Origin of the sequence: Nitrospira sp. BLG_1 (genome assembly GCF_047338595.1) — a bacterium.
Classification (GTDB): domain Bacteria; phylum Nitrospirota; class Nitrospiria; order Nitrospirales; family Nitrospiraceae; genus Nitrospira_D.
Map to the genome: position 1 here is coordinate 214223 of NZ_JBLFBO010000002.1, position 19839 is coordinate 234061.

The following is a 19839-nucleotide window of genomic DNA, read 5'->3' on the forward strand; positions in this document are numbered from 1 at the left end:
AGGAATGAGCTGGTCTATTCTGGCTATCACCTGACAGCGGTCAGCTATTTTTGGCGCGTTTCAAAGGCCAAGACCGTGACGTCGTACAGACGCCGACAGTCGGCACAGCGAAGCCGCACCAGATCCTGAAACACATCCATCTCCCGAAGGGTGAGTGAGGCAGCATGGGCAGCAACACAAGCCTTGAGATAGTCTTCCCCGGGCGGTTCGTCTCGGGAAGCCACTTCTACAGCCGCTAGCTGCGCCGACGAGGTAATTGCGGTGACGGTCGCAATACTCAGATGGTGGGCCGACTTGCAGGAACTGCAGAGGAGAACCACCGCGTTCTCCTCTGTCATGCGCTTGACTGTCACACAGAGGGGATGAACCGACCAGCATTGCTGAAGAAAGGCCCCACTCCGGATGACCTGTGTCATATTTCTTCTTGTGAAACGGTGAGGCAACCGCAGACACCCTCACCTAATGTTCAGTTGACCGCTGGTGGACATCGAACAGGAACAGAAGAGAACCAGAATTCAGGGTATGGCTGCCGCAGGCGATCCATCGTTGTTCGGAGAAGGAACGAGACTCCCCTCCTGAACCGCACGACAAGCCTTGCACACCCGCGGTCTGGCTTTCAGAAAGGAGACCTTCCCGCTGGCAAGACAACTGTAATGGACAAATTCGTCACAGACCGTGCAGCGAGACCAGCCTCCGCGAAGCATGGTTTTGTCCCGATAGAGATCTTCTCGGCACACTCGGCATAGGCGCGCTTGAACTGGAAGCGTCATCGGCTCCCACTCACCACCAGCTTTTCGAATACTCATAAGACCGGAGTATAACGAGGCGATCAGCGGAAAAACAAGCAAGTCTCCGCCTCGATCATTCACCGAATCAAAACGCCTCCACCAGCGGCTGTTATCCAACAGTCCGGTAATATCCAGACTGGATGTGAGCTTCAGTCTGTCGACTCGCCAACGATCCGGATATCGACGAAATGCACATCCGACCGCTCTCTGCCAGTATAGGCATATCCGCCCGGAGGTGCGCTGGGGGCTGTATCGACCGTGTTGGTCGTGCGGATCACACCGTACAATCTGCCGGACTTACCTCCCTTTTCAAGCTTGATGACGCCGACACCGGGACAACTACCTTGCGCAGCATGGTTGGCTGTCACCGGTGCAGGTCCACGCAAGGCAACAAACAAATAGTCCCCATTCGGGCTTCGCGAAATCAGATCGGGAGCCGGATCGTTCAACGGCATCGAGGGATCATCTGTCACGCTAGCCGCCAAGCAGGGGCCAATACCTCGCCCTTCACCGTTTTCAGACGTGAGGTCGTAAATCGCCACCGGCTTTGACTGTCCCCTCGTTTTGACCACCTCGACTTTATTCTGAATCCGATCTCCCGTATGCACGTACGTTTCATCCACTGTGGCAACTACGCCGTGGGCATCACGGCGCGTGGTTGTGCCGGGGATCTGTCCCGTATCGTTAGAGGACACGCCGCTATGATCATGATTCCCATTTGTCAGCGTGTTTGTTGGATCCTTGATCACAACGACGGGGAGCGGCTGGTTCTCGGAATTATGTCCAGGCGCAAAGGGAAAGGCCGCGTGAGAAAGTACATATACGGCATACGTGGACTGAGTCAGTCCTACCGCACCAGCCGAAACACCTCCGTCCAGATGAATGAGTCCGTTGGCCTGGGTGCCGGCACACCCGGCACCATTGATCACTTCGTTGCCATATTCAGCAACGATCGCCATTGGTGTAGTACTAGAATCGACCACAAGCAAGCCCCCACCGGCCAATGTCACATACACCAAGGCATTGTTATTGGCTGGAATGGGGCAGAGAATGGCATTATTGGGACGCCCTCCGGAGGATCCATTGGGACCGGTTGTGCATCCGTTCTCTTTACAGAATCCGTTCGGCGTCAGATCACTGAAATCGGAGTTCCCAGCTTCAATGCTGCCGATCAGTGGATGCCCCACCGCATTGCTACCAAGATAGACTCGTGGTGGTTCCACAACGGTCTGACCTTTTCCGACGCCCAAACCGGCCTTCATGTTGTAGGTCAGAGCGATAATACGGCCAGTGGCATCCCGTGTGACATCGATTCGTTCGACGATCCGTCCATCCAGGTTACAGACGAGAATTGCTAATCCATCGTACCGCCCAAAGCTCATGTGATTCGTCCGCCCGGTGCCGGTCTGAGTCGCGCGGAACAAGGCGATGGCTTCCTTGTTCTCGGCATCCATCACGCCGATCATTCCGCCACTGGGCGCAAAGAAACTCAAGAGGGCATACTTCTGTTGCGGATCAATGAAGGCGGAATGGAGCCGACCCGCCAACGGGCGTGCGTTTTCGGTAGCAGTGTTGAATTCGTTGTATTCGGAAAGCCCGGCAGGAAACACCACGTTGGTGTCGCAAGGTGCCGTAGTGCCGGCGCAAGGCATCGGTGCAGCGGAGCGGCCACGATCTACCTGTTTCTCAATCGCCTTATTATTCCAGATCCACAGGAGACTGCCGTCAATGCCGAGCGCAGCTTTACCTGCCACGGTATTGGACTGGTCACTGGCCCACAATTCATACCTGATGTCAACATGGGAGGCACCGCGTCCACCTTTACCCGCCTCTGCCTGAGGAGAGACTAGGAGAACCCAGCCTAACAAGCCCGCCGCGGCTAGTCCTCCAAACAGGCCTACAGGATTTTTAGCATCATGGTTTCCTCCCGTTTGTTCGCCCTAGAGATTAGTCGTCGCGTTCTACCCACTCTCTGAATCCCTGAGAGGGACTAGCACAATGCAGACGCATCAACAAACGTAGGGCAACTCAGAATGAGTCACCTCTTTGGATGCGCCACACCATTTTCTCCACCAGGCCAAGGGCATTCGGACGGATTCGAAGATTCATCATTTCCTTTCCGTCGCGTATGTAGTTGGCCAAACATATTGATCAGAGTTTTTTCATCTTCTAACGATCCAACGTCTCCGTCAAGACTCATTCGGCCCAATGGACGCGTGCATATTGCTCCCGTTTGACTCGTCCCCCATCGTTTGTTACTCTCCGCGCAACTAAACGGATCATCAGGAAAGTCGATCGTATGAACATCGCCGACTATCTCGAACGAAAACGGATTGACGTCGATCAATTTCTCGATCTGGTTGCGCCTCCGTCCATCACCCCGCCGACGACACTGCATGAAAGTCTGCGCTACAGCCTGATGGCTGGCGGGAAGCGGGTCCGTCCGATTTTGACGATCGCGGCGGCAGAGGCGCTGGACCAGACACCTCCTGGCCTCATGGCAGTCGCCTGCTCCCTAGAGCTCATCCATACCTACTCGTTAATCCACGACGATCTGCCCGCAATGGACAACGACGACTTTCGCCGTGGGAAACCGACGAACCATAAAGTCTATGGTGAAGCGATGGCAATTTTGGCCGGCGATGCCTTACTCACCATGGCATTCGATATCGTCAGCCGTCCTGATCTCATGAAGGGCTGCGATCCGGTACGCCAAGTCCGCATCATTCAAGAATTGGCCTTTGGGTCCGGTAATATGGGCATGGTAGGCGGCCAAGTGTTCGACATCCAGGCTGAGAATAAGGACATCGACCTCCCCACCCTCCAGAATATTCACAAGCATAAAACCGGCATGTTGATGCGCGCTGCCGTCCGCATGGGGGCCATTGCCGCCGGAGCCAACGACCGCCAGCTCGACGACATGACCGGCTATGCCGAAGACATCGGCCTGGCGTTTCAAATCGCCGATGACGTGCTGAACGTCACCGGCACACGTGAGGAACTGGGGAAGAATCCCAATACCGATGCCGAACGTGGAAAGAAAACCTATCCGACGTTCTATGGCGTCGAGGGAGCCAAGAAGCTGGCCGACGACTGTGTCACCCGCGCCATCAACCGCCTCTCGTCATTCGGCCCCTCCGCCGACCCGCTGCGCGAGATCGCGCGATACATCACAAACCGTAAGAATTGACGTCGTTCATGAAGCGTATCTCGTGAAATCCACAAATGCACAGACGGGCAGGCCTCCTCATTTCACGCGTTTCACGTTTCACGTTTCACGTTTCACGTCTTCATCATGAAAGCTCTCGTCACAGGGGCAACCGGGTTTGTCGGGGCAGCGGTTGCGCGAGCCCTTCTACGAGCCGGTGTCGACGTTCGTGTTTTGGCGCGGCCTGAAGCCGACCTCACAAACCTAACCGGCCTTCCGGTTGAACGAGTCGCGGGGGATTTGCGCGACCCTGCCTCACTTCGTGTCGCGCTCCGAGACTGCCGCCACCTCTATCATGTCGCGGCACACTATGCCCTCTGGGCCAAGAACCCTTCTATCTTTTATGACGTCAACGTGACCGGCACCAGAAATCTTCTGGAAGCCGCGCGCGAAGTCGGCGTGGAACGGACGGTCTATTGCAGCACCATCGGAGCCATCGGCTTGCCGCCTGGCGGTGGGCTTGGAACGGAAGAAACCCCGGTCTCGCTCGAACAAATGGCCGGCCACTATAAGCGCTCGAAATATCTGGCAGAACAAGAAGTGCACAAACTGGCCAAGGATGGATTGCCGGTCGTCATTGTCAATCCCAGCGCCCCGGTCGGGGAGGGCGATGTGAAACCAACACCGACCGGCCAAGTGATCGTTGATTTCATGAAGGGGAGGATGCCGGCCTATATCGAAACCGGAATGAACATCATCGACGTCGATGATGTCGCGACCGGTCATCTACTCGCAATGGAGAAAGGGCGCCAGGGCGAACGATATATCCTCGGTTCTACCAATCTGTTACTCCGTGAAGTGTTTGAGATCCTTAGCCGATTGACGGGGCTCAAAGCTCCAGCTGTGAAACTCCCACGAGGTGCGGTACTTCCGCTCGCCTACCTCAACCATTGGTTTGCTAATATGACGGGCCTCCCTCCACGCATTCCGCTGGAAGGTGTGAAGATGGCCAAATACAAGATGCACTATGATTGCAGCAAGGCAATCCGAGAACTTGGGCTACCCCAGCATCCTCCCGAAGTTGCGCTGGGCAAGGCCGTCCAGTGGTTCAAATCCCATGGGTACGCATGACGGCCGGCTCGAACTCCCATTGAATGGAACACATCGTCCTCTTTTTCAAGACCATTGTCCTCCGGCCGTACGTCTTTATTTTTCTTGCCGCCTTTCTCTTTTCCGCCGTCAAGCTGATCGGCTGGCCACGAACCTGGCGATTCTGGCTGATCAGCTGGGTCACCGCGTTCATCTGTGAATTCTCGTCGACCAGAACCGGCATTCCCTTCGGCTGGTACTTCTATAATGGTTCGACGATTGGTCAGGAGCTCTACTTCTTTGACGTGCCGTTTATGGACTCCATCTCATTCAGCTTTCTCCTCTTTGCCGCCTACTGTGTAGCACTTGGGCTGCTCCTCCCATTTAATGCCACGTTGAGGAACGACGGATCTATTCACAAACCGTTACGTTTTGAGGTGGCTGCCCGCACAAGTTGGTCAGTCTATGGCTTGACCGCCTTTCTCTTCGCCTTCATCGATATGGTGATCGATCCAGTGGCCTTGCGTGGCGACCGCTGGTTCTTGGGGAAAATCTATTACTACCCAGATCCAGGGTGGCACTTCGGTGTCCCTTTCGCAAACTATGTGGGCTGGGCCGTCGTTGGGCTGATTTCACTGGCGTTGTATTTTCCGTTAGACCGACGTCTCATTCCAATCGCGCCCCCCCCAGTAATCACTCAGCGACTCCTACTCGGGATCGGGTTATATTACGGCGTCTTAGCTTTCAACCTCGGTATGACATTTTGGATCGGTGAAACGTTTATGGGCATCAGTGGCCTGCTGATGCATCTCCCGGTCCTCATAGTCTTGACCACTCGCCTTTCTACCCTCCGATAGATCTCCCTCACCGAATAGTGGGGTGACATTCAGCCCAAAGAATTTGTATAGTCGGATAAGTGTTCCACCAACAGAGAATCAGTCGCATGAATAGTTCCACGGACTCACAGCCAGCTGACCCGGAACAACCACACCTCGATTCTATTGTGCCGTATCGTGCTATGGGATCAAGCTCCGATCGATCTACCACAAGCAGTATCGTGTTCCTCACAGTCTTGTCGCTCTGCCTGATGGCGTTGGCCCCCGTGCCTGAGCTCCTGCACGTCCTGGGTATCGTGACATCCATCGATGAGAAACACATTGACGTAAAAACAGCGAAGGGGCAGGTGGTGTCGGTCCTGCTGACCAAGCAGGTGAAGTACAAGAACAAAAACAATCCCAAATCACTCGACCCGCCCACCGTCGGCGACCGCGTCATCATCGAGGCGTCAAGAGATGAGAAGAACAAGAAGGTCACGGCAACGGTCGTACATTATTCACCGGGTAGCAGTCTTCCACCTCCACGATAAGCCATGCCGACTATTCGCTTTGCACGAGCCGTCCATGAATCGCCCTTTCACGGGGGGGTACGTCAGGCCTTTCTGCGGGTGTTCATCACCGGCATCGCCGTCTTCCTGGCCATCGCCATTGTTCCCGGGTTGGAGGCCAACAGTTTCGGTGCCGGTATGGCAGCCGTACTGGTCCTGACCTTCTTGAACCTCATCCTTCGCCCCATCCTGTTTCTACTCACGTTGCCGCTGATCGTCTTCACGCTTGGACTCTTTCTGGTGGTGCTGAACGCACTGCTGCTCGAACTGACCGCGTTTTTCGTGAAGGGGTTTACGGTCTCAGGGTTCTGGGCTTCCGTCGGTGGTGCGCTAGTCATTAGCCTGGTCACAACTATCCTCAACAGCTGGACCGTTGATCGCCGCCTTCCTCCTGACCTTCAGGAAGAGCCACGTCGGCCACCCAAGATCATCAATCCGGATTGAGTCATCACAACTTCTGATCAGAACAACCGAACGGTTGGACGGCTGTGGACAGCGGTGTTTCAACCAGATTGGGCAGCTCGCCTGACAGGTATCGAGAGGTTATGCACTCGGGGAAGCCTCTCTCTTGAATGAAGGGGCGCCCTCCTGAAACCCGTGCAATGATAAAGAAAGGGTAGTTGTAGCCGGCAGAAAATCGTGACGGCACGCCGAGATACGTCATCGGCGTGCCGTGTCCTTAAAAAACCGGTGATCATTCCGCATCCACACTCTTGACGATTCGTACGTTATTCGTCTCGATGCTCATACGCGACATGCTTTCGGTAATCTCCTACCTGCTCTGATCGACCGATGTAGTACATGAACAGCGCCAGCATCATGATTGCCATATTGATCGAAACAAAAATCGTGATCATCGCAACATCCCCGAACATAGTGCCCCTTTCCTTTCTGTTGTGTAATAAGAATTGTTTATCTGCCTAGAGTCGAAGGCGCCTTCGATCTCATGCCTCTTACTTCTTCATGTACAGCAACATGCATGCCAGCGACTCCCTCCCCGGCTCGTATCGCGTATTCACCCACAAGTGATGAAAAATCATGAATGCCCGCGATCTGAAGCGTACGAGGGGTCTCCGCTACCAAGAGTCGGATGGCACGAGGTGAATCTGATCGATACGGCGGGCCGTATCGGATTTGATACGAATCGACCTGGAGGATCTCACCATGGTGTCTGGAACGTGATCGAGGTCAGCACACCAAACACAACTTTCCACATACCTGACCATGCCCAGTCGAATGGGTCACAGAGGTCAAGACTGTGAAACGGCACAGGGTCGGTACCCACGATGCGACATTCAGAATCACCTCCCTCCATCTTCGCAGCTATCTGACCTTACCCGACCAGATCGCCTTGCTCTTCCCACTCCAGCAGCACCACCCTTGTAGGTCATCTAGCATGAAGTGTGAGGCAGCCTAATTTGGAAACGAGCTCCGCAATAGCAGTTGGAGAGATAAATGAATTTGCCTACTGTACTGACTTGGTCGGCTCACGCCGTCTTGACACGCGCTCGGTTTCACACCTCCTCGCTGGATTCCTGGCTCATTCTTCATCAGCACCATCGGCAAATTCCTGTCTCAAAGTAAAACAGTTCTCCCATGAGGGGCAGATCATCGTGTAGGACACGACCTGCGCTTCTTACACTCTGTACCGTGATGTTCACGGTCACCTCACAACACCATATCTCTGCAATCCCGAGAAATGCCCTTAATACTGAAGACGATCGGCTCCCATGAGTGTTCCTCACGTAGCGTCTCACTAATCGGCACGTGCCTTGCTTTGGAATACGCTCATGGGCTCACTTACACACAGGGGAGGTTACATGAAGTCGATTCTGCCGTTGCACCCATCACCTAGCGATCATCGACCGCCTCGCAGCTCATGGTGGTCTCCACGCATGATGATCCTCTGTCTCTGCGCCGCAGCAATCAGTATTCCCACTGCTGGATTCTGTGCGTCGCCAGGATCGTCGGTCCCGCTCTTTGTTGACACTCCTAGCGATATCCCCGCTGCGATCGACCAGGCGTTTCCGTCACCTCAGATCTCGAAGCGATGGGTGCGTCGACACCGTACGACGGGACTCAACCCCGCGGCGTTGGAAACCATGAAACTCGCCCGCAAGGAGTCGAAACAGGATGTCGCACTGGACCTCTTCGATGCCGGCACACGTATACTCGAACTCGACGAACCGGAAGTTCATGGTAATAAGGCGAAGGTCTGGCGTGGACGGGTGCGAGGTGACCAGGACAGCGATGTCACCTTGGCCGTACGCGGCAAGAAGATGGCTGGGACGATTGTCATGGGCCAACGACTCTACAAAATTGAACCGACCGAGGATAACCGTCATCGTCTCGTCGAAATTGACGACGACGCGATGCGGCCGGATCACCATCCGCTCGTCGTACCGGATGACGGAACCCCTGCGGACCCTCCGGCTCCAGAGCCGGAACTCCAACAGCCCAGTACAGCGGCCGCGACTACGACCGTAACCACCGCAGCGGCGACGACAAACACGATCGTTGATTTATTAGTCGTCTATACCCCAACGGCCCGCGCAAAGCAGGGTGGGCTAGCTGCCATGAACGCATTGATCGCCATGGGCGTCGATTTGGCGAATCAAGCCTACCGAAACAGCCAGATCGCCATGCAACTCCGGCTGGTTCGCGCTGCCGAAGTCGCCTATACGGAAACGGGCGACATCAATACCGATCTGGTACGTCTCCGCAGCAAAAGCGATGGCTTCATGGATCAAGTCCACACATTGCGGAACCAATACAAGGCCGATCTGGTGGCGCTCATCGTCGACAACGGGGGCAGCTACTGCGGTATTGCCTACGTGATGGCAAACGGCCCGAGAGCCAGTTTTGCAGATTGGGCATTCAGCGTAACCGATCGCGACTGCGTGTCGAACAATACCTTGACCCATGAGCTGGGACATAATATGGGCGATGCCCATGATCGTGCGAGCGGCGGCACCGGGGTCTATCCCTATTCGTATGGCTATCGGGACCCGATCGGAAAATTTCGGACGATCATGGCCTATCCCTGCCCGACGGTATCCTGCCCGCGGGTGAAGTATTTTTCAAACCCGAAGATCTTGATCAACGGCCGGCCGGCCGGAATCGATCACAGAGTCAACCCATCGAACTCCGCGGATAATGCCCGCTCCATGAACGAAGTGCGAAATGTCATTGCCGCCTGGCGCACAGGCACCACGACTTCTACTGCCGCCGCGCCGAGTGGATCGAGGGACGCTCGTCTTGATTCTCGAGACGGCCTTGAGGACGATGCAGACGATGACTCGGATGATGACACCGATGAGAATTCTTCGAACAAACTCCGACAGAATGTTCCGGGGAAATCGCGTGGAAAGTCTCCTTCGCCGACTCCTTAACTGGTAGGATGCAGGGAGGACCGGGCTTCGGTCCTCCCTGTCCTGGATCGCATAGCATCACCGGATGACACCAAGGTGAAAAACCCGATGTTTGACTCGAACAAGCAATCAGCAGGTCAACGATTCACACCTCTTCTCCCTGCTCTGCTGTTGGGCAGTGTACTCAGCCAAATGGCGTGGGCCGGCGAGCCGCCTGGCCCACGGAGCCTATGGCACACTCCTCCAAATCCTCCCCCCGTCACGTCGACTCCAACTCCTCGAAAACCCTGGATGCTTCGTGATCGAGAAATTGAACTCGACCTTCCACTCCTTCACATTTTAAAAGATGCAGGAGCCAGACCCCTCCCCCGAATGACCATTGACCTCTTCGACAACATCACCCCTGAACTTGACGTCTCCTCCACGGTCTCCAGAATCAACGACACTGCTGTCATCCGTGGGACCTTCAAGCCGCCCGTCCAAGGCGACTTCACCTTTGTGATCACCGGCAATCTCCTGGTCGGAACCATCCAGATCGGCCCTCGCATTTATAAGACCGACCATGTCGGTAATGGTCGCCTACGGTTGGTTGAGCTTGACCCCGATAAAATGCCGCGGGATTGATGGTCATCATTCCTTTGTAACAAAGAATCTCAACTGTGGTCCCGAACAGTACCTCGCTGACGCAGTCAGCCTATTCCCACATGAAAAGTGTTCGAACGGGTCACATGACGTGATGACTATCCCGAGAGAGTAGCTATTCGCCACCGATCCGGCTACAATGCGCTCTCTTGCACTGGAACGTATGACCACGGCGACTCCTCAAACGAAACCGGCACCGGAAACACTTCTTCAACGGACGTTGAATGCCGCGCTGAATGAGATCGGCACGGATTCAGTGCTGGCGGCAATCTTCCACCAAGAAAACGGGCCTCTCGTCGAGCATGCCTCACGCGGGTTTACACCTCGAGATGTTCAAGCGATTCTGCGCACCCTTTCGACACAAAATGCCGCAGCCCTGACCCCGAACACAGCCGATCCCGACAGTGGACGTACCGTTCGTTTGCGGTTGATTACTCCTGGCGCCAAATCCTTGCTCGTCGTTCCATTACGCCATCTCAATCGTACATACGGCTGTCTGGTGATCGGCAGAAAAGAAGGCGCTGCCTTTTCAAAAAAGGATCGATCGCAACTGGACCAGATGTGCGAGGGAATGACCAAGGCATTGGATCGCGAAGGCTTGTTCAACACCGCTGCGGTACTCAGCCGTCCCTACGTGACACAGGAAGCAGCTCCTCCACAACCGGCTGGGGGCGACTTGTTTCCACCCATGATCAAGCACTTCTCGCCGGAACTGCAGGCGCGGGTTGAGGCGGTTCTCACGGAAGCCAACCAGTCTGTGCCCTACGACCGAGCCTGGGCCTGTTACTACGATCCACTAGCGGGAAATGTGGAGGTATTGGGGGTCGTTGGTGATGTCAAGGCTGATCAACGCGACGCGAAGAAGGATCTGAAACCCGGCCAACGTCTGACACTGGACAGTTCTGCAGCCGGATGGGCGGTGCGCCACCGCAAACCACGCGTGGATCATGACCTGGCCTCCACTCAGGGTCGCTTTCTCGATCACAAACAGCTCTTTAAGGACCGATTTCAGTCATCCCTTGTCATCCCGTTTTTCGTCAAAGGGCAAGTCGGCGGCACACTGACGCTGGGAGCAAAGGACCTGGAGCGCTATCAGACAACTGATGCTCGCACGCTTGAACCCGCTATCGTGAAACTTGCCGATCTCTTACAAGCGCCGACGCCTCAAGCTCCTGCCCCGGCTCCACCCACTGAGCTTGGATCACCAAACCCTCAGGCCGTTTCCTCCATACCGTCCGAACCGAGTATCAGAAAGCAAGAACGCCAATCGGCCATCGGGGAATTCAGCGCATTCTTGGCAACGGAGATCCGCGAACCCTTGGCCTCCATTCGATCGCAATTGGAAGAAGTGACCGGCGAGGGGATTCTTGATTTCGATCCTCAGACACGGGTGGAAAACGCCATGCGCGACTTGATTCGGATCGAGGCGATCCTCAATGAAATCCTCGATTTCGCCAAGCCGCTTGAGTTAAATCGGCATCTCTGCCGAATTCCGGAAGTGCTCGAGAGCGCGTTGGTAGTGGTCGGAACCGATCTTGAAGCGACCCGCATTCAAGTCACGAAGGATTATGCCAATGTCATTGCCCCGGTGCGTGGTGATGAAGCGAAGCTCCAGCAGGCTTTCTTGAGCATTTTCCGGAACGCCTGTGAGGCCATGTCACCTGGTGGTCATCTCACCATCGCCGTCACACAACATCGAGCCGGTCGGGGGTTCGAGGTGCAAATTCTGATCAAGAACAACGGAGTGCCGATCCCCGCTGAAATCGTGGATAAAGTCTTCGAGCCGTTTTTTACAACGAAACGGTCTGGCATCGGGTTAGGCCTACCCAGCGTCAAGAAAATCATCGAGGAACACCACGGAACGATCGCGATCGGAAGTGCGACCGGTGAAGGCACGACTGTGACCATCCGCCTCCCTGGTGTCAGTCGAGGGCCAGCGTTCCGCCACCGTGGACGAGGTCGACGACCTCCCCGCCGTCCTCCAGGTTGACCCGGGTCCATTCACCTCGACTCATCCTCGGAGGGCTCCGGAAGACTTTGCCTGTTTGACAGAAATGACTACCGATCGCTATGATTCGATCGGTGCCTTTGTGTAACAAAGATACTCCGTCGTGTTGTGATCCTCATTCACTCTTCTATCTCAAAGGGAGAACGGGTATGAAACTTTTCACTGCTGTAGTCGCCACAGCCTCCACAGTCCTGTTTGGTCTTTCCATGGCTTCAGCCAACCCAGCACTGCTTCCCAAGCATGAAGGTTATCCGATGAAGAACTCCGGCAGCCCCGTCACGGGCCAACCGACCGCGAACGATCCCGGACAATCGGACGCGCATGGGACCTCTTCATTGTTGAAGTCCGCAGACTCAGTAAAGAGTGCGGAGCAGAAGCTGACCAAAACCGACAATGCGCGGATCACCGAGGGACAGGGAGCCGGTCGACTTCCACATGTGGAGGGGCCGCAGATCACGATTGCTCCACCGGTAACCTCCGCAACCAAGATCACCGGCGATCGCAAAATCGACTAACCAGTTATTTGAAAAACAGAATACTGAGGGGAAGTTCTTTAGAAGGACTTCCCCTCTTTTTTATGTTTCCTGCGTGAACCGCTCGTAGGACCATCTCCCTCAATTAATCGGAACCGCCACGGCTTCCTCGCCCACAGTCCTGCGTACTCCACCCCAATGCGCGGGAAGGTGCCGATCTGGTTTCTAGGAACTCGCTGACCTCGATCTTCAAACCAGATGGATCGTCCCGCCGTCAAATCGACCTGATGCAATGACCGATCGATGCCTAGCTCGCGGCAGAGCTTTCCAGGGCCGTCGATCAATTCTCCATCCACTTCAATGGCTCGGATCAATACAGCAGCAGGAAACTCCGCCCGCTCTGTCACGACATTCAGCATGTAGTACATGCCGTAAATCAAATAGACATACGACATCCCCGGAGGGCCAAAGAGGACTTCTGTCCTTGCCGTCCGACCCTTTGAAGCATGGCACGCCTTGTCTTCCGTCCCGACGTAGGCCTCAACTTCAATGATTCTTCCGGCAAAGGCTCTTGTCCCATTCTCACGAACCAGGTACTTGCCGACCAGTGAACAGGCGACGGTCAACGTGGGGCGATTGAAAAAGGCTCGAGCAAGCGTCTTCGGCATGGCAATACTGGTGAATGGTAAAGGACGAATACCAATGGTTGATGGTAAATGGGCAAGCCGAAACTTTCAATTCCTCATCGCTCATTCACCATGGCACATTCGCCGTTCAGAAGTACCACGCCAGGCCCCCCATCACTGTCCGGGGATTGCCCGGCACAAAGTGAATGTCCGTCACCCCTGTCGGCTCGGTCCTGAGGCGCGACTCAAACGCGAAGATGGCCTGTTCCCACTGCGTATTGAAGAGGTTTTGCACGAAGAGAAACGCCTCGAGCCGCCCATGCGGTAATTTCACGGGAATCCGATAGCGTTCAGAGAGGTCAAACGTGATCCATGAAGGCGACTTGATGCTTCGGTCTTCCACGAGCGGACGAACTCCGAGGTAGGTGGCTTGCAGTTGGGAGGTCACCCCTTCCGGCCATTGTAGAATCGCTGCCCCATACGCGGTATATTCCGGCGCCAACGGAATTGCATCCCCATTGCGAAACTCCGCATGCGTCCAGGTAAAGCTTCCGTTGACATAGAGCGGCCCCCACACCTTGCCTCTGGCGGCAACTTCGACTCCCTGACGCCTGGTGGCACCACGTATCTCCGTTGTTCCTTCGTCGCCGATCAGAACAAGTTCCGACTTGAGGTCCAACCGCCATGCCGTGGCAATCAGTTCGAGACCTTCCGGCCCCCAGGGCTTCGAACGGATCCCCACCTCATAGTTTTGTGATCGGGCAAGCGGGGAAGCTCCCAACGACACAGCTGATCGAGCATCATTGCTGTGAACCCCCTCGCCGTAGTTGACGAAGAACTCCGTCCCGGCCCAGGGACCAAGAATCATGCTCATTTTGGGAAGAACAATCCCGGAACCTTTTCGCCCGTCAGGTTGTTCTGCACAGGTGGCACAACGGTTGCTCACGTCAAAGGTGAAAAACTCTCCCCGCACTCCTCCCGAAAACCTCAGCCATGAGAACGGCTGGATTTCCCCCTTAACAAATGGGGAATAGGACACGCTATGGGCATCGCTGTCGATCGTGGTGCCGGTCGGACTCCGCAGTGTCTGGGTTCCCAATTTTGTATGCACGTCGTCCACTCTCGTTTGAAACCCTACAGTCCCGATCGCCGGCATACCAAATACTTGGACTCGTTGCTTATATCCGATGTCACCACCATAGATAGCCCGGCGATCGTATTGAGCAAATCCATCTCCTCGCGCGGGATCATTCAGAAAAAAGGTGAAATCGGTGAATAGGTCCAGCCGATAATATTGGCCGTAGGCGTTCGCAAAAAACTGCCCTCCGGTCGTCGTGTCGTAATGATAGTTGAGTTGCCCGGTGGTCCTGAGAGTATTTCCCCCTTCATAGGGATTAATGGAACCGAAGCGATCCACCAATCCGGTGCTCACGGCACGGAAGGGTATCTCACCCGAGCCGTCCCATCTTGATTGAAGAAAGGTGGCTTGCAGACTCAGTTCATCCCGCCCAGTCAGGTTCGTGGTCGCCTTCCCGAACAGGTTAGCCCGATGGTAGTTGTTGTCATTGAGATACGGACCATTGGTGTAAAATCCCTCGGCGGCGAATAATGTGCGTACACGATCTTTCGTCGGCGAGAGCATCAGGAGGTATCGCTGGGTGCTATATTCTCCGCCTGCTCCCTGAAGGAGTCCTTCTTTCACCATATCACGCGTTCGAAAATTGACCGCTCCTGCCGTCACGAAATCTCCGTACTCCGGCAGATACGCCCCTTTGTGGACATCAACCCCTTCGATGGTTTCCGGAATAATGAAGTTCAGATCCGTGTAACCTTGCCCATGTGCATGCGTACGGAGATTGATCGGCATGCCATCAAGGAAGAAGCCAACGTCTGTCCCATGATCCGCGTCGAAACCTCGGAGGAAGTACTGGTCAGCCTTTCCCCCTCCACCCGAATGTTCCACGGCCACAAACCCAGGGATCAGGCGCAGGACTTGCGCCGGTCGACCCTGAGGTTGGAGCACGATTTCCTTCTCCGGGATGAACTGCTGAGAGGAGGCCGCCACAGGCCGTTCACCGACAACGGCTATTTCAGGGACTTCCAATTCCGGTTCATCGGGATCATGAGCCAAGACCACGCTGCTCCAACAGAGCGCCACGACAAGCCAGACCCAACAGGTCACAATCCCTGATCGTTTATCTGTACGCCATCTCATGAGACGAGCTTCTAGCGAAGGGCTTTTCCCGTGGTCGTCATGGTCAACTTCCCGTGCTTGACACCCTTCACGCTCACGAGCGCGTCGGCCACCTTTCGAATCTCCGACCCTTTGCCTTTGACGACCAAGACCTCAAGGCAATGGTCATGATCAAGATGCACATGCATCCCTGAGAGGATGTGCCCATGGTAGTCGTGCTGAATGTCCGTCAACTTATTCGTCAGATCACGCACGTGATGGTCATAGACAAACGTAATCGTCCCCACGGTTTCCTTGTTCTCATCCCACTCCTGGCCCACGAGGTTGTTGCGAATCAGGTCGCGCAATGCTTCGGAACGATTAGTGTATTTGCGTCGTTCGATATGCCGATCGAATGCATTTAATAGATCATGATCCAGTGAGACACCGAACCGTACCAATTTCCTCACGACCTACCTCCTTCATATCGGTAGCACGATTTGTAATTTCATAGCACTGACGCAACGTAGAATCAACCTGCGTGTCTCACTACTGAATACAGTACGTAAACTTATTGTGATTGGATTTCTGACTCAGCGAGGATCTTCCCCTCGGCCACGAACTATTTCAACAGCTCGTTCTGAGGAGAGGAAATGACAAGTAACAAACACCCGTCGTCGGTCGAGGTATCGTGGTGGACTGTCCCGGCTTCGGCTCGGTGATAATCACCGACCGCCATCTCACGACCGGCGATGGAACACCCGCCTTCAAGGACATAGAGCTCCTCCACTGCAGCATGCCGATGCGGGGCATAGCTGGTGCCGGGAAGAAAACGAAGGAGTGTCGTGGTCCTGCGGGAAACCGGGTCGAACGCGAGTATTTTGGCCGTCACCCCGTGGGCAATTTCTCGCCAAGTTCCCTCCGATGCCTTCACGAACGTGAGCCCATCTGAAGACGGGCGAGGAATTATGGAACGAATCACGAGCGTCCGCAGAAAGTTTGAAACAGCGGTCCAGCCAGAAGACCACCAAGTGGGCAAGGGGGCTGCATCTTGTGGAACACCAATCCGCCCTTCACTGACCCGTTCGTCGCCCTTCCGGTCCGCGATATCGCCCAAAACCGGTAACGAGTCTTTGACCGCAAGCCGGACAGCCGAATGGGCTTGGATTCGAGAAAGGAGTCGTTCTCGAACAGCATCCCGAGGCCTGACCGGAATTGCCCCTAACGCCACGGTGTTGGCAGCCAGCTCGAATTGTTCGACTTCTCGGTCGACTTCATTCGCAACCTGCTGAACCAGCCGCTCGCGAAGGGAAGATGGAGGTGTGACAGGAGCTACAACCGTACCAAGAACATAAACGGTTGCTTCATAGGCTGCTGCCGTCTGCCGCAGGAGATCCGATCCTTCTTGGAGCCTCACCTCAAATACCCGACGCTCCTCTGGATCTAAGACTCCAAGGGCATACAGCATGGCCTGTTCTTCCAGATCTTCCGGCAACGTCGTCTCCGTCATGGCTGTAAACCCGCTTCATACGGTGCCAAAGCCTCCCTCAGTTTGATGAGGCCCAATCTCATCCGTGTTTTCACGGTACCGAGAGGCACCTGTAACTTCTCGGCGATCTCGCTCTGGCTCAGCCCATAAAAATACGCCAGGGCAATAGCTTGCCGCTGCTCAGCGGTCAACCCAGCCAGAGCCTCCTGGACATATCGGCGGCGTTCCTGGCCCTCCACGTTCTGTTCCGGCGTCTCGTCATCACTGGCGAACAACTCAACGGCCTCCAACGATTCGAGTCGCCCAGATTCGGTAGCCCTGGCACGCAACCGATCAATTGCTCTGGTTCGGGCCACCGTCATCAGCCAGGCTCCTGGCGCCCCTCTTGTTGCATCATACGTATGAGCCTGTCGCCACACCTGTGTGTAGACATCCAAGGTGACTTCCTCCGCAGCCTCTCGGTTGTTGAGGATTCTTGAGATAAAGCCAAATACCTGTGGACTTGTACGATCATAAAAGGTGGCGAGCGCAGCCTGATCGCCCTGGGCGGTGAGCGCTATAAGTTGGGCCCACTCGTGGTCTTGATCTAGCTTGGTCGGTTCTATGGTCATGCTCGACATACGGTCTTCCCCATAAAGCTATACGAGACGACAGGGAAGATCGGATTGCCTATTGGATCTATGGTGTGACGATAGGCGGACTATAACACCGCCCCCATACCCCGACAAGCCGACCGGCTCGGGCGCATACATCCAATCTCACAATCCTCTCGTAGTGAAGAACAGACCGCCGGCAGGTGCTCAGGGCAAACGTAGACGATAGTCGCAGTTCACCATGTAGAGAGGGAGCAGAGACATGACACGACCCATGTTGTGGCCACTCGGAGTCGTCTGTGCCGTCGGACTGTTGTCCGGCTGCAGTGGGAACGACAACGTGCCGGTCATCACACCCAGCGGACCCACTGCCGCCGTAGAAGAGCAGCGCATGACCCAATCAGATGCTTTGACCTCTGAGGAGGCCTCACTGATCAGCCAGGCCGACTCTGAACCGGTTCCGGCTTTACTGCCGGACCTGTAATACACAACCAAGAAGCAGATGTCTTTCCAGAAGGAGGATTCCATGTTTGCTCGATTTCGACCACTCGTTGCACTTGTACTCGCCGTACTCATGGCCTCGCCTGTCCTAGCAGCCAGCCATCGCGAAGCTCCATTGATCTCAAACGATCCAGCCGCTGATATCACGGACTTCTATTTTTTTAGAAGCTGGCAGAACCCTGACAATGCTGTGCTCGTGATGAACGTCATTCCCAGTCAGGAACCGGGATCGGGCCCCAACTATTTCAACTTCGCCGACGATGTGCTGTATGAAATCCACATCGACAACAACAAAAACAACATCGCCGCGAACATCGTCTACCAGATCAGATTTAAAACAGAGATCCGCCAACCCGGTAACGTCTTCCCATTGTCGTATGTCGCGTTACCACCAATCATGGCCCTCAGCGGGAACGGTTCTGAAGGACTGTTGCTGCGACAAAGCTATACCGTCACAGAAGTCCGCTATGGCCAACGACCGAGGAATCTTGGAACCGGCATCATGTATGCCGTCCCATCAAATGTCGGTCCAAGCACCATGCCGAGATACGAAGAGCTCGCCGAGAAGGGCATCTATCCCTTGAAAAACGGGGGGAGAGTCTTCGCCGGACAGCGGGATGAGACCTTCTACATCGATCTTGGCGGTACGTTCGACACATTGAACCTCCATATCTCACCGATTCTGTCCAATACCGACGATGCCAATGATGCGACTATTGTTGGAGCACCTGGTCTCGGCACCGCCGATACGTTCAGTGGTTTCAACGTCAACACCATCGCGTTGGAGATTCCCATCAGCGAATTGATCGGGCCAAACGGTAACAAGGTGCTCGGTGCCTATGCAACCACGAGCCGCCCCAAGGTGACGGTGATCAAGAAGAATGGAGATCGCGACAGCAGTACCCGGTTTGTGCAAGTGGCGCGTATGGGTAATCCCCTCGTCAACGAGTTGATCATCGCGACGAATATGAAGGACAAGTGGAATGCCACGGATGCGGAGGACGAAAATGAGTTTGTCCCGTTCTACTGCAACTCGGCACTGGCCACGGCACTCAATGCAGTGTTCAGCACGAGCTTCCCGACGACCAATCGCGAAGATCTCGTGAATGCCCTGCTTCGTTATGCACCGGGACCGGCGGTCTGCGGATCGGGCAAGACCAACGAGGCATTGGCCGACCTCCTGCGGGTTGATTTGGATGTGCCACCAACCCCAGCGGGCGGACAGCGACGATTGGGCCCACTCGCGCATGACGCGAGCGGCAATGCGACGCCGGATAAAGCCGGCTGGCCGAACGGCCGGAGACCGAACGACGATGTCACCGATGTGGCTCTCCGCGTCGTGGCTGGCATCCTGACAAACCCGACCGTCCCGAACTTGGGAGACGGCGTGAATTTCAACGTCGGCGCAGTCGGCAGCAACAAGACAGCCAATGGGATCGCGATGGAATTTCCTTTTCTTCCGACCCCATTCGACGGGCGGGATCGTCGGCATATCGATCCCAAAGAAGCCTTCTAGCCATGACGGAGGGGTGCCGCGTTAACACGCGGCACCCG

The 19839-nt window shown here is 55.3% G+C and carries 20 protein-coding genes; 11 read left to right on the forward strand and 9 right to left on the reverse strand.

The genetic code is table 11. From position 1 onward, the window contains the following. Positions 1–44 precede the first annotated feature (44 nt). The 3 genes from ACMTNU_RS03220 to ACMTNU_RS03230 all read right to left on the reverse strand — a co-directional run bounded on the left by ACMTNU_RS03220 (position 45) and on the right by ACMTNU_RS03230 (position 2542). The gene (locus ACMTNU_RS03220) at positions 45–416 is read right to left on the reverse strand and encodes a hypothetical protein (RefSeq protein WP_413933750.1); all 372 of its coding nucleotides are present in this window, start codon (positions 414–416) and stop codon (positions 45–47) included. A gap of 99 nt (positions 417–515) precedes the next feature. Then, positions 516–770, reverse strand: a complete 255-nt coding sequence (locus tag ACMTNU_RS03225) for a hypothetical protein (RefSeq protein ID WP_413933751.1) — start codon at positions 768–770, stop codon at positions 516–518. A gap of 167 nt (positions 771–937) precedes the next feature. Then, positions 938–2542 (reverse strand): hypothetical protein, encoded by a 1605-nt coding sequence (locus ACMTNU_RS03230; RefSeq protein WP_413933752.1) that lies wholly within the window; start codon positions 2540–2542, stop codon positions 938–940. Positions 2543–3087: 545 nt separating this feature from the next. Between ACMTNU_RS03230 and ACMTNU_RS03235 the strand changes: the two genes are divergently transcribed. The 5 genes from ACMTNU_RS03235 to ACMTNU_RS03255 all read left to right on the forward strand — a co-directional run bounded on the left by ACMTNU_RS03235 (position 3088) and on the right by ACMTNU_RS03255 (position 6853). Next, on the forward strand, positions 3088–3978 hold the full coding sequence (locus tag ACMTNU_RS03235) for a polyprenyl synthetase family protein (protein WP_413933753.1): 891 nt from the start codon (positions 3088–3090) through the stop codon (positions 3976–3978). Positions 3979–4083: 105 nt separating this feature from the next. Next, positions 4084–5067, forward strand: a complete 984-nt coding sequence (gene hpnA, locus ACMTNU_RS03240; protein WP_413933754.1) for a hopanoid-associated sugar epimerase — start codon at positions 4084–4086, stop codon at positions 5065–5067. A gap of 23 nt (positions 5068–5090) precedes the next feature. Further along, positions 5091–5882, forward strand: a complete 792-nt coding sequence (locus ACMTNU_RS03245; RefSeq protein ID WP_413933755.1) for a carotenoid biosynthesis protein — start codon at positions 5091–5093, stop codon at positions 5880–5882. Positions 5883–5968: 86 nt separating this feature from the next. Beyond that, entirely contained in the window at positions 5969–6391 is a 423-nt protein-coding gene (locus tag ACMTNU_RS03250; RefSeq protein ID WP_413933756.1) for a hypothetical protein, read from the forward strand. A 3-nt stretch (positions 6392–6394) separates the two neighbouring features. Next, complete coding sequence (locus ACMTNU_RS03255) at positions 6395–6853, forward strand: phage holin family protein (protein ID WP_413933757.1); 459 nt, start codon at positions 6395–6397, stop codon at positions 6851–6853. 284 nt (positions 6854–7137) lie between these two features. Here ACMTNU_RS03255 and ACMTNU_RS03260 read toward each other — a convergent pair whose 3' ends face one another. Further along, positions 7138–7284: a hypothetical protein gene (locus tag ACMTNU_RS03260; protein ID WP_413933758.1), complete on the reverse strand. Its 147-nt coding sequence runs from the start codon at positions 7282–7284 to the stop codon at positions 7138–7140. A gap of 945 nt (positions 7285–8229) precedes the next feature. Between ACMTNU_RS03260 and ACMTNU_RS03265 the strand changes: the two genes are divergently transcribed. From ACMTNU_RS03265 to ACMTNU_RS03280, 4 genes are all read left to right on the forward strand, one after another. After that, complete coding sequence (locus ACMTNU_RS03265; RefSeq protein ID WP_413933759.1) at positions 8230–9801, forward strand: zinc-dependent metalloprotease; 1572 nt, start codon at positions 8230–8232, stop codon at positions 9799–9801. 87 nt (positions 9802–9888) lie between these two features. Further along, positions 9889–10404 (forward strand): hypothetical protein, encoded by a 516-nt coding sequence (locus tag ACMTNU_RS03270; protein ID WP_413933760.1) that lies wholly within the window; start codon positions 9889–9891, stop codon positions 10402–10404. A gap of 181 nt (positions 10405–10585) precedes the next feature. After that, positions 10586–12412, forward strand: coding sequence for an ATP-binding protein (locus tag ACMTNU_RS03275; RefSeq protein ID WP_413933761.1), 1827 nt, complete (start codon positions 10586–10588; stop codon positions 12410–12412). A 167-nt stretch (positions 12413–12579) separates the two neighbouring features. Further along, positions 12580–12945 carry a hypothetical protein gene (locus ACMTNU_RS03280; protein WP_413933762.1) on the forward strand — a complete coding sequence of 122 codons (366 nt, stop codon included), beginning with the start codon at positions 12580–12582 and terminating at the stop codon, positions 12943–12945. A 38-nt stretch (positions 12946–12983) separates the two neighbouring features. Here ACMTNU_RS03280 and ACMTNU_RS03285 read toward each other — a convergent pair whose 3' ends face one another. The 5 genes from ACMTNU_RS03285 to ACMTNU_RS03305 form a co-directional block, all read right to left on the reverse strand. Continuing rightward, positions 12984–13571: a DNA-3-methyladenine glycosylase gene (locus ACMTNU_RS03285; RefSeq protein ID WP_413933763.1), complete on the reverse strand. Its 588-nt coding sequence runs from the start codon at positions 13569–13571 to the stop codon at positions 12984–12986. A 106-nt stretch (positions 13572–13677) separates the two neighbouring features. Next, entirely contained in the window at positions 13678–15744 is a 2067-nt protein-coding gene (locus tag ACMTNU_RS03290; RefSeq protein WP_413933764.1) for a TonB-dependent receptor, read from the reverse strand. Positions 15745–15755: 11 nt separating this feature from the next. Further along, positions 15756–16172, reverse strand: coding sequence for a nickel-responsive transcriptional regulator NikR (gene nikR, locus ACMTNU_RS03295; protein ID WP_413933765.1), 417 nt, complete (start codon positions 16170–16172; stop codon positions 15756–15758). Between the two features lie 152 nt (positions 16173–16324). Beyond that, on the reverse strand, positions 16325–17212 hold the full coding sequence (locus ACMTNU_RS03300; RefSeq protein ID WP_413933766.1) for a cupin domain-containing protein: 888 nt from the start codon (positions 17210–17212) through the stop codon (positions 16325–16327). Beyond that, positions 17209–17811: a sigma-70 family RNA polymerase sigma factor gene (locus tag ACMTNU_RS03305; protein ID WP_413933767.1), complete on the reverse strand. Its 603-nt coding sequence runs from the start codon at positions 17809–17811 to the stop codon at positions 17209–17211. Before ACMTNU_RS03305 ends, ACMTNU_RS03300 begins: the two co-directional genes overlap by 4 nt. A gap of 235 nt (positions 17812–18046) precedes the next feature. Between ACMTNU_RS03305 and ACMTNU_RS03310 the strand changes: the two genes are divergently transcribed. Continuing rightward, positions 18047–18268 (forward strand): hypothetical protein, encoded by a 222-nt coding sequence (locus ACMTNU_RS03310; RefSeq protein ID WP_413933768.1) that lies wholly within the window; start codon positions 18047–18049, stop codon positions 18266–18268. A gap of 42 nt (positions 18269–18310) precedes the next feature. Beyond that, positions 18311–19801: a DUF4331 domain-containing protein gene (locus tag ACMTNU_RS03315; protein WP_413933769.1), complete on the forward strand. Its 1491-nt coding sequence runs from the start codon at positions 18311–18313 to the stop codon at positions 19799–19801. The last annotated feature ends 38 nt before the right edge of the window (positions 19802–19839 follow it).

Excerpts from the sequence above, each read along its gene's own strand:
- ACMTNU_RS03305 (WP_413933767.1), bottom strand. The coding sequence starts at position 17,811 with ATGTCGAGCATGACCATAGAACCGACCAAGCTAGATCAAGACCACGAG.
- ACMTNU_RS03235 (WP_413933753.1), top strand. The coding sequence starts at position 3,088 with ATGAACATCGCCGACTATCTCGAACGAAAACGGATTGACGTCGATCAA.
- ACMTNU_RS03245 (WP_413933755.1), top strand. The coding sequence starts at position 5,091 with ATGGAACACATCGTCCTCTTTTTCAAGACCATTGTCCTCCGGCCGTAC.
- ACMTNU_RS03280 (WP_413933762.1), top strand. The coding sequence starts at position 12,580 with ATGAAACTTTTCACTGCTGTAGTCGCCACAGCCTCCACAGTCCTGTTT.
- ACMTNU_RS03260 (WP_413933758.1), bottom strand. The coding sequence starts at position 7,284 with ATGTTCGGGGATGTTGCGATGATCACGATTTTTGTTTCGATCAATATG.
- ACMTNU_RS03290 (WP_413933764.1), bottom strand. The coding sequence starts at position 15,744 with ATGAGATGGCGTACAGATAAACGATCAGGGATTGTGACCTGTTGGGTC.
- ACMTNU_RS03220 (WP_413933750.1), bottom strand. The coding sequence starts at position 416 with ATGACACAGGTCATCCGGAGTGGGGCCTTTCTTCAGCAATGCTGGTCG.
- ACMTNU_RS03315 (WP_413933769.1), top strand. The coding sequence starts at position 18,311 with ATGTTTGCTCGATTTCGACCACTCGTTGCACTTGTACTCGCCGTACTC.
- ACMTNU_RS03310 (WP_413933768.1), top strand. The coding sequence starts at position 18,047 with ATGACACGACCCATGTTGTGGCCACTCGGAGTCGTCTGTGCCGTCGGA.
- ACMTNU_RS03255 (WP_413933757.1), top strand. The coding sequence starts at position 6,395 with ATGCCGACTATTCGCTTTGCACGAGCCGTCCATGAATCGCCCTTTCAC.
- ACMTNU_RS03225 (WP_413933751.1), bottom strand. The coding sequence starts at position 770 with ATGACGCTTCCAGTTCAAGCGCGCCTATGCCGAGTGTGCCGAGAAGAT.
- hpnA (WP_413933754.1), top strand. The coding sequence starts at position 4,084 with ATGAAAGCTCTCGTCACAGGGGCAACCGGGTTTGTCGGGGCAGCGGTT.
- ACMTNU_RS03270 (WP_413933760.1), top strand. The coding sequence starts at position 9,889 with ATGTTTGACTCGAACAAGCAATCAGCAGGTCAACGATTCACACCTCTT.
- ACMTNU_RS03275 (WP_413933761.1), top strand. The coding sequence starts at position 10,586 with ATGACCACGGCGACTCCTCAAACGAAACCGGCACCGGAAACACTTCTT.
- ACMTNU_RS03300 (WP_413933766.1), bottom strand. The coding sequence starts at position 17,212 with ATGACGGAGACGACGTTGCCGGAAGATCTGGAAGAACAGGCCATGCTG.
- ACMTNU_RS03265 (WP_413933759.1), top strand. The coding sequence starts at position 8,230 with ATGAAGTCGATTCTGCCGTTGCACCCATCACCTAGCGATCATCGACCG.
- ACMTNU_RS03285 (WP_413933763.1), bottom strand. The coding sequence starts at position 13,571 with ATGCCGAAGACGCTTGCTCGAGCCTTTTTCAATCGCCCCACGTTGACC.
- ACMTNU_RS03250 (WP_413933756.1), top strand. The coding sequence starts at position 5,969 with ATGAATAGTTCCACGGACTCACAGCCAGCTGACCCGGAACAACCACAC.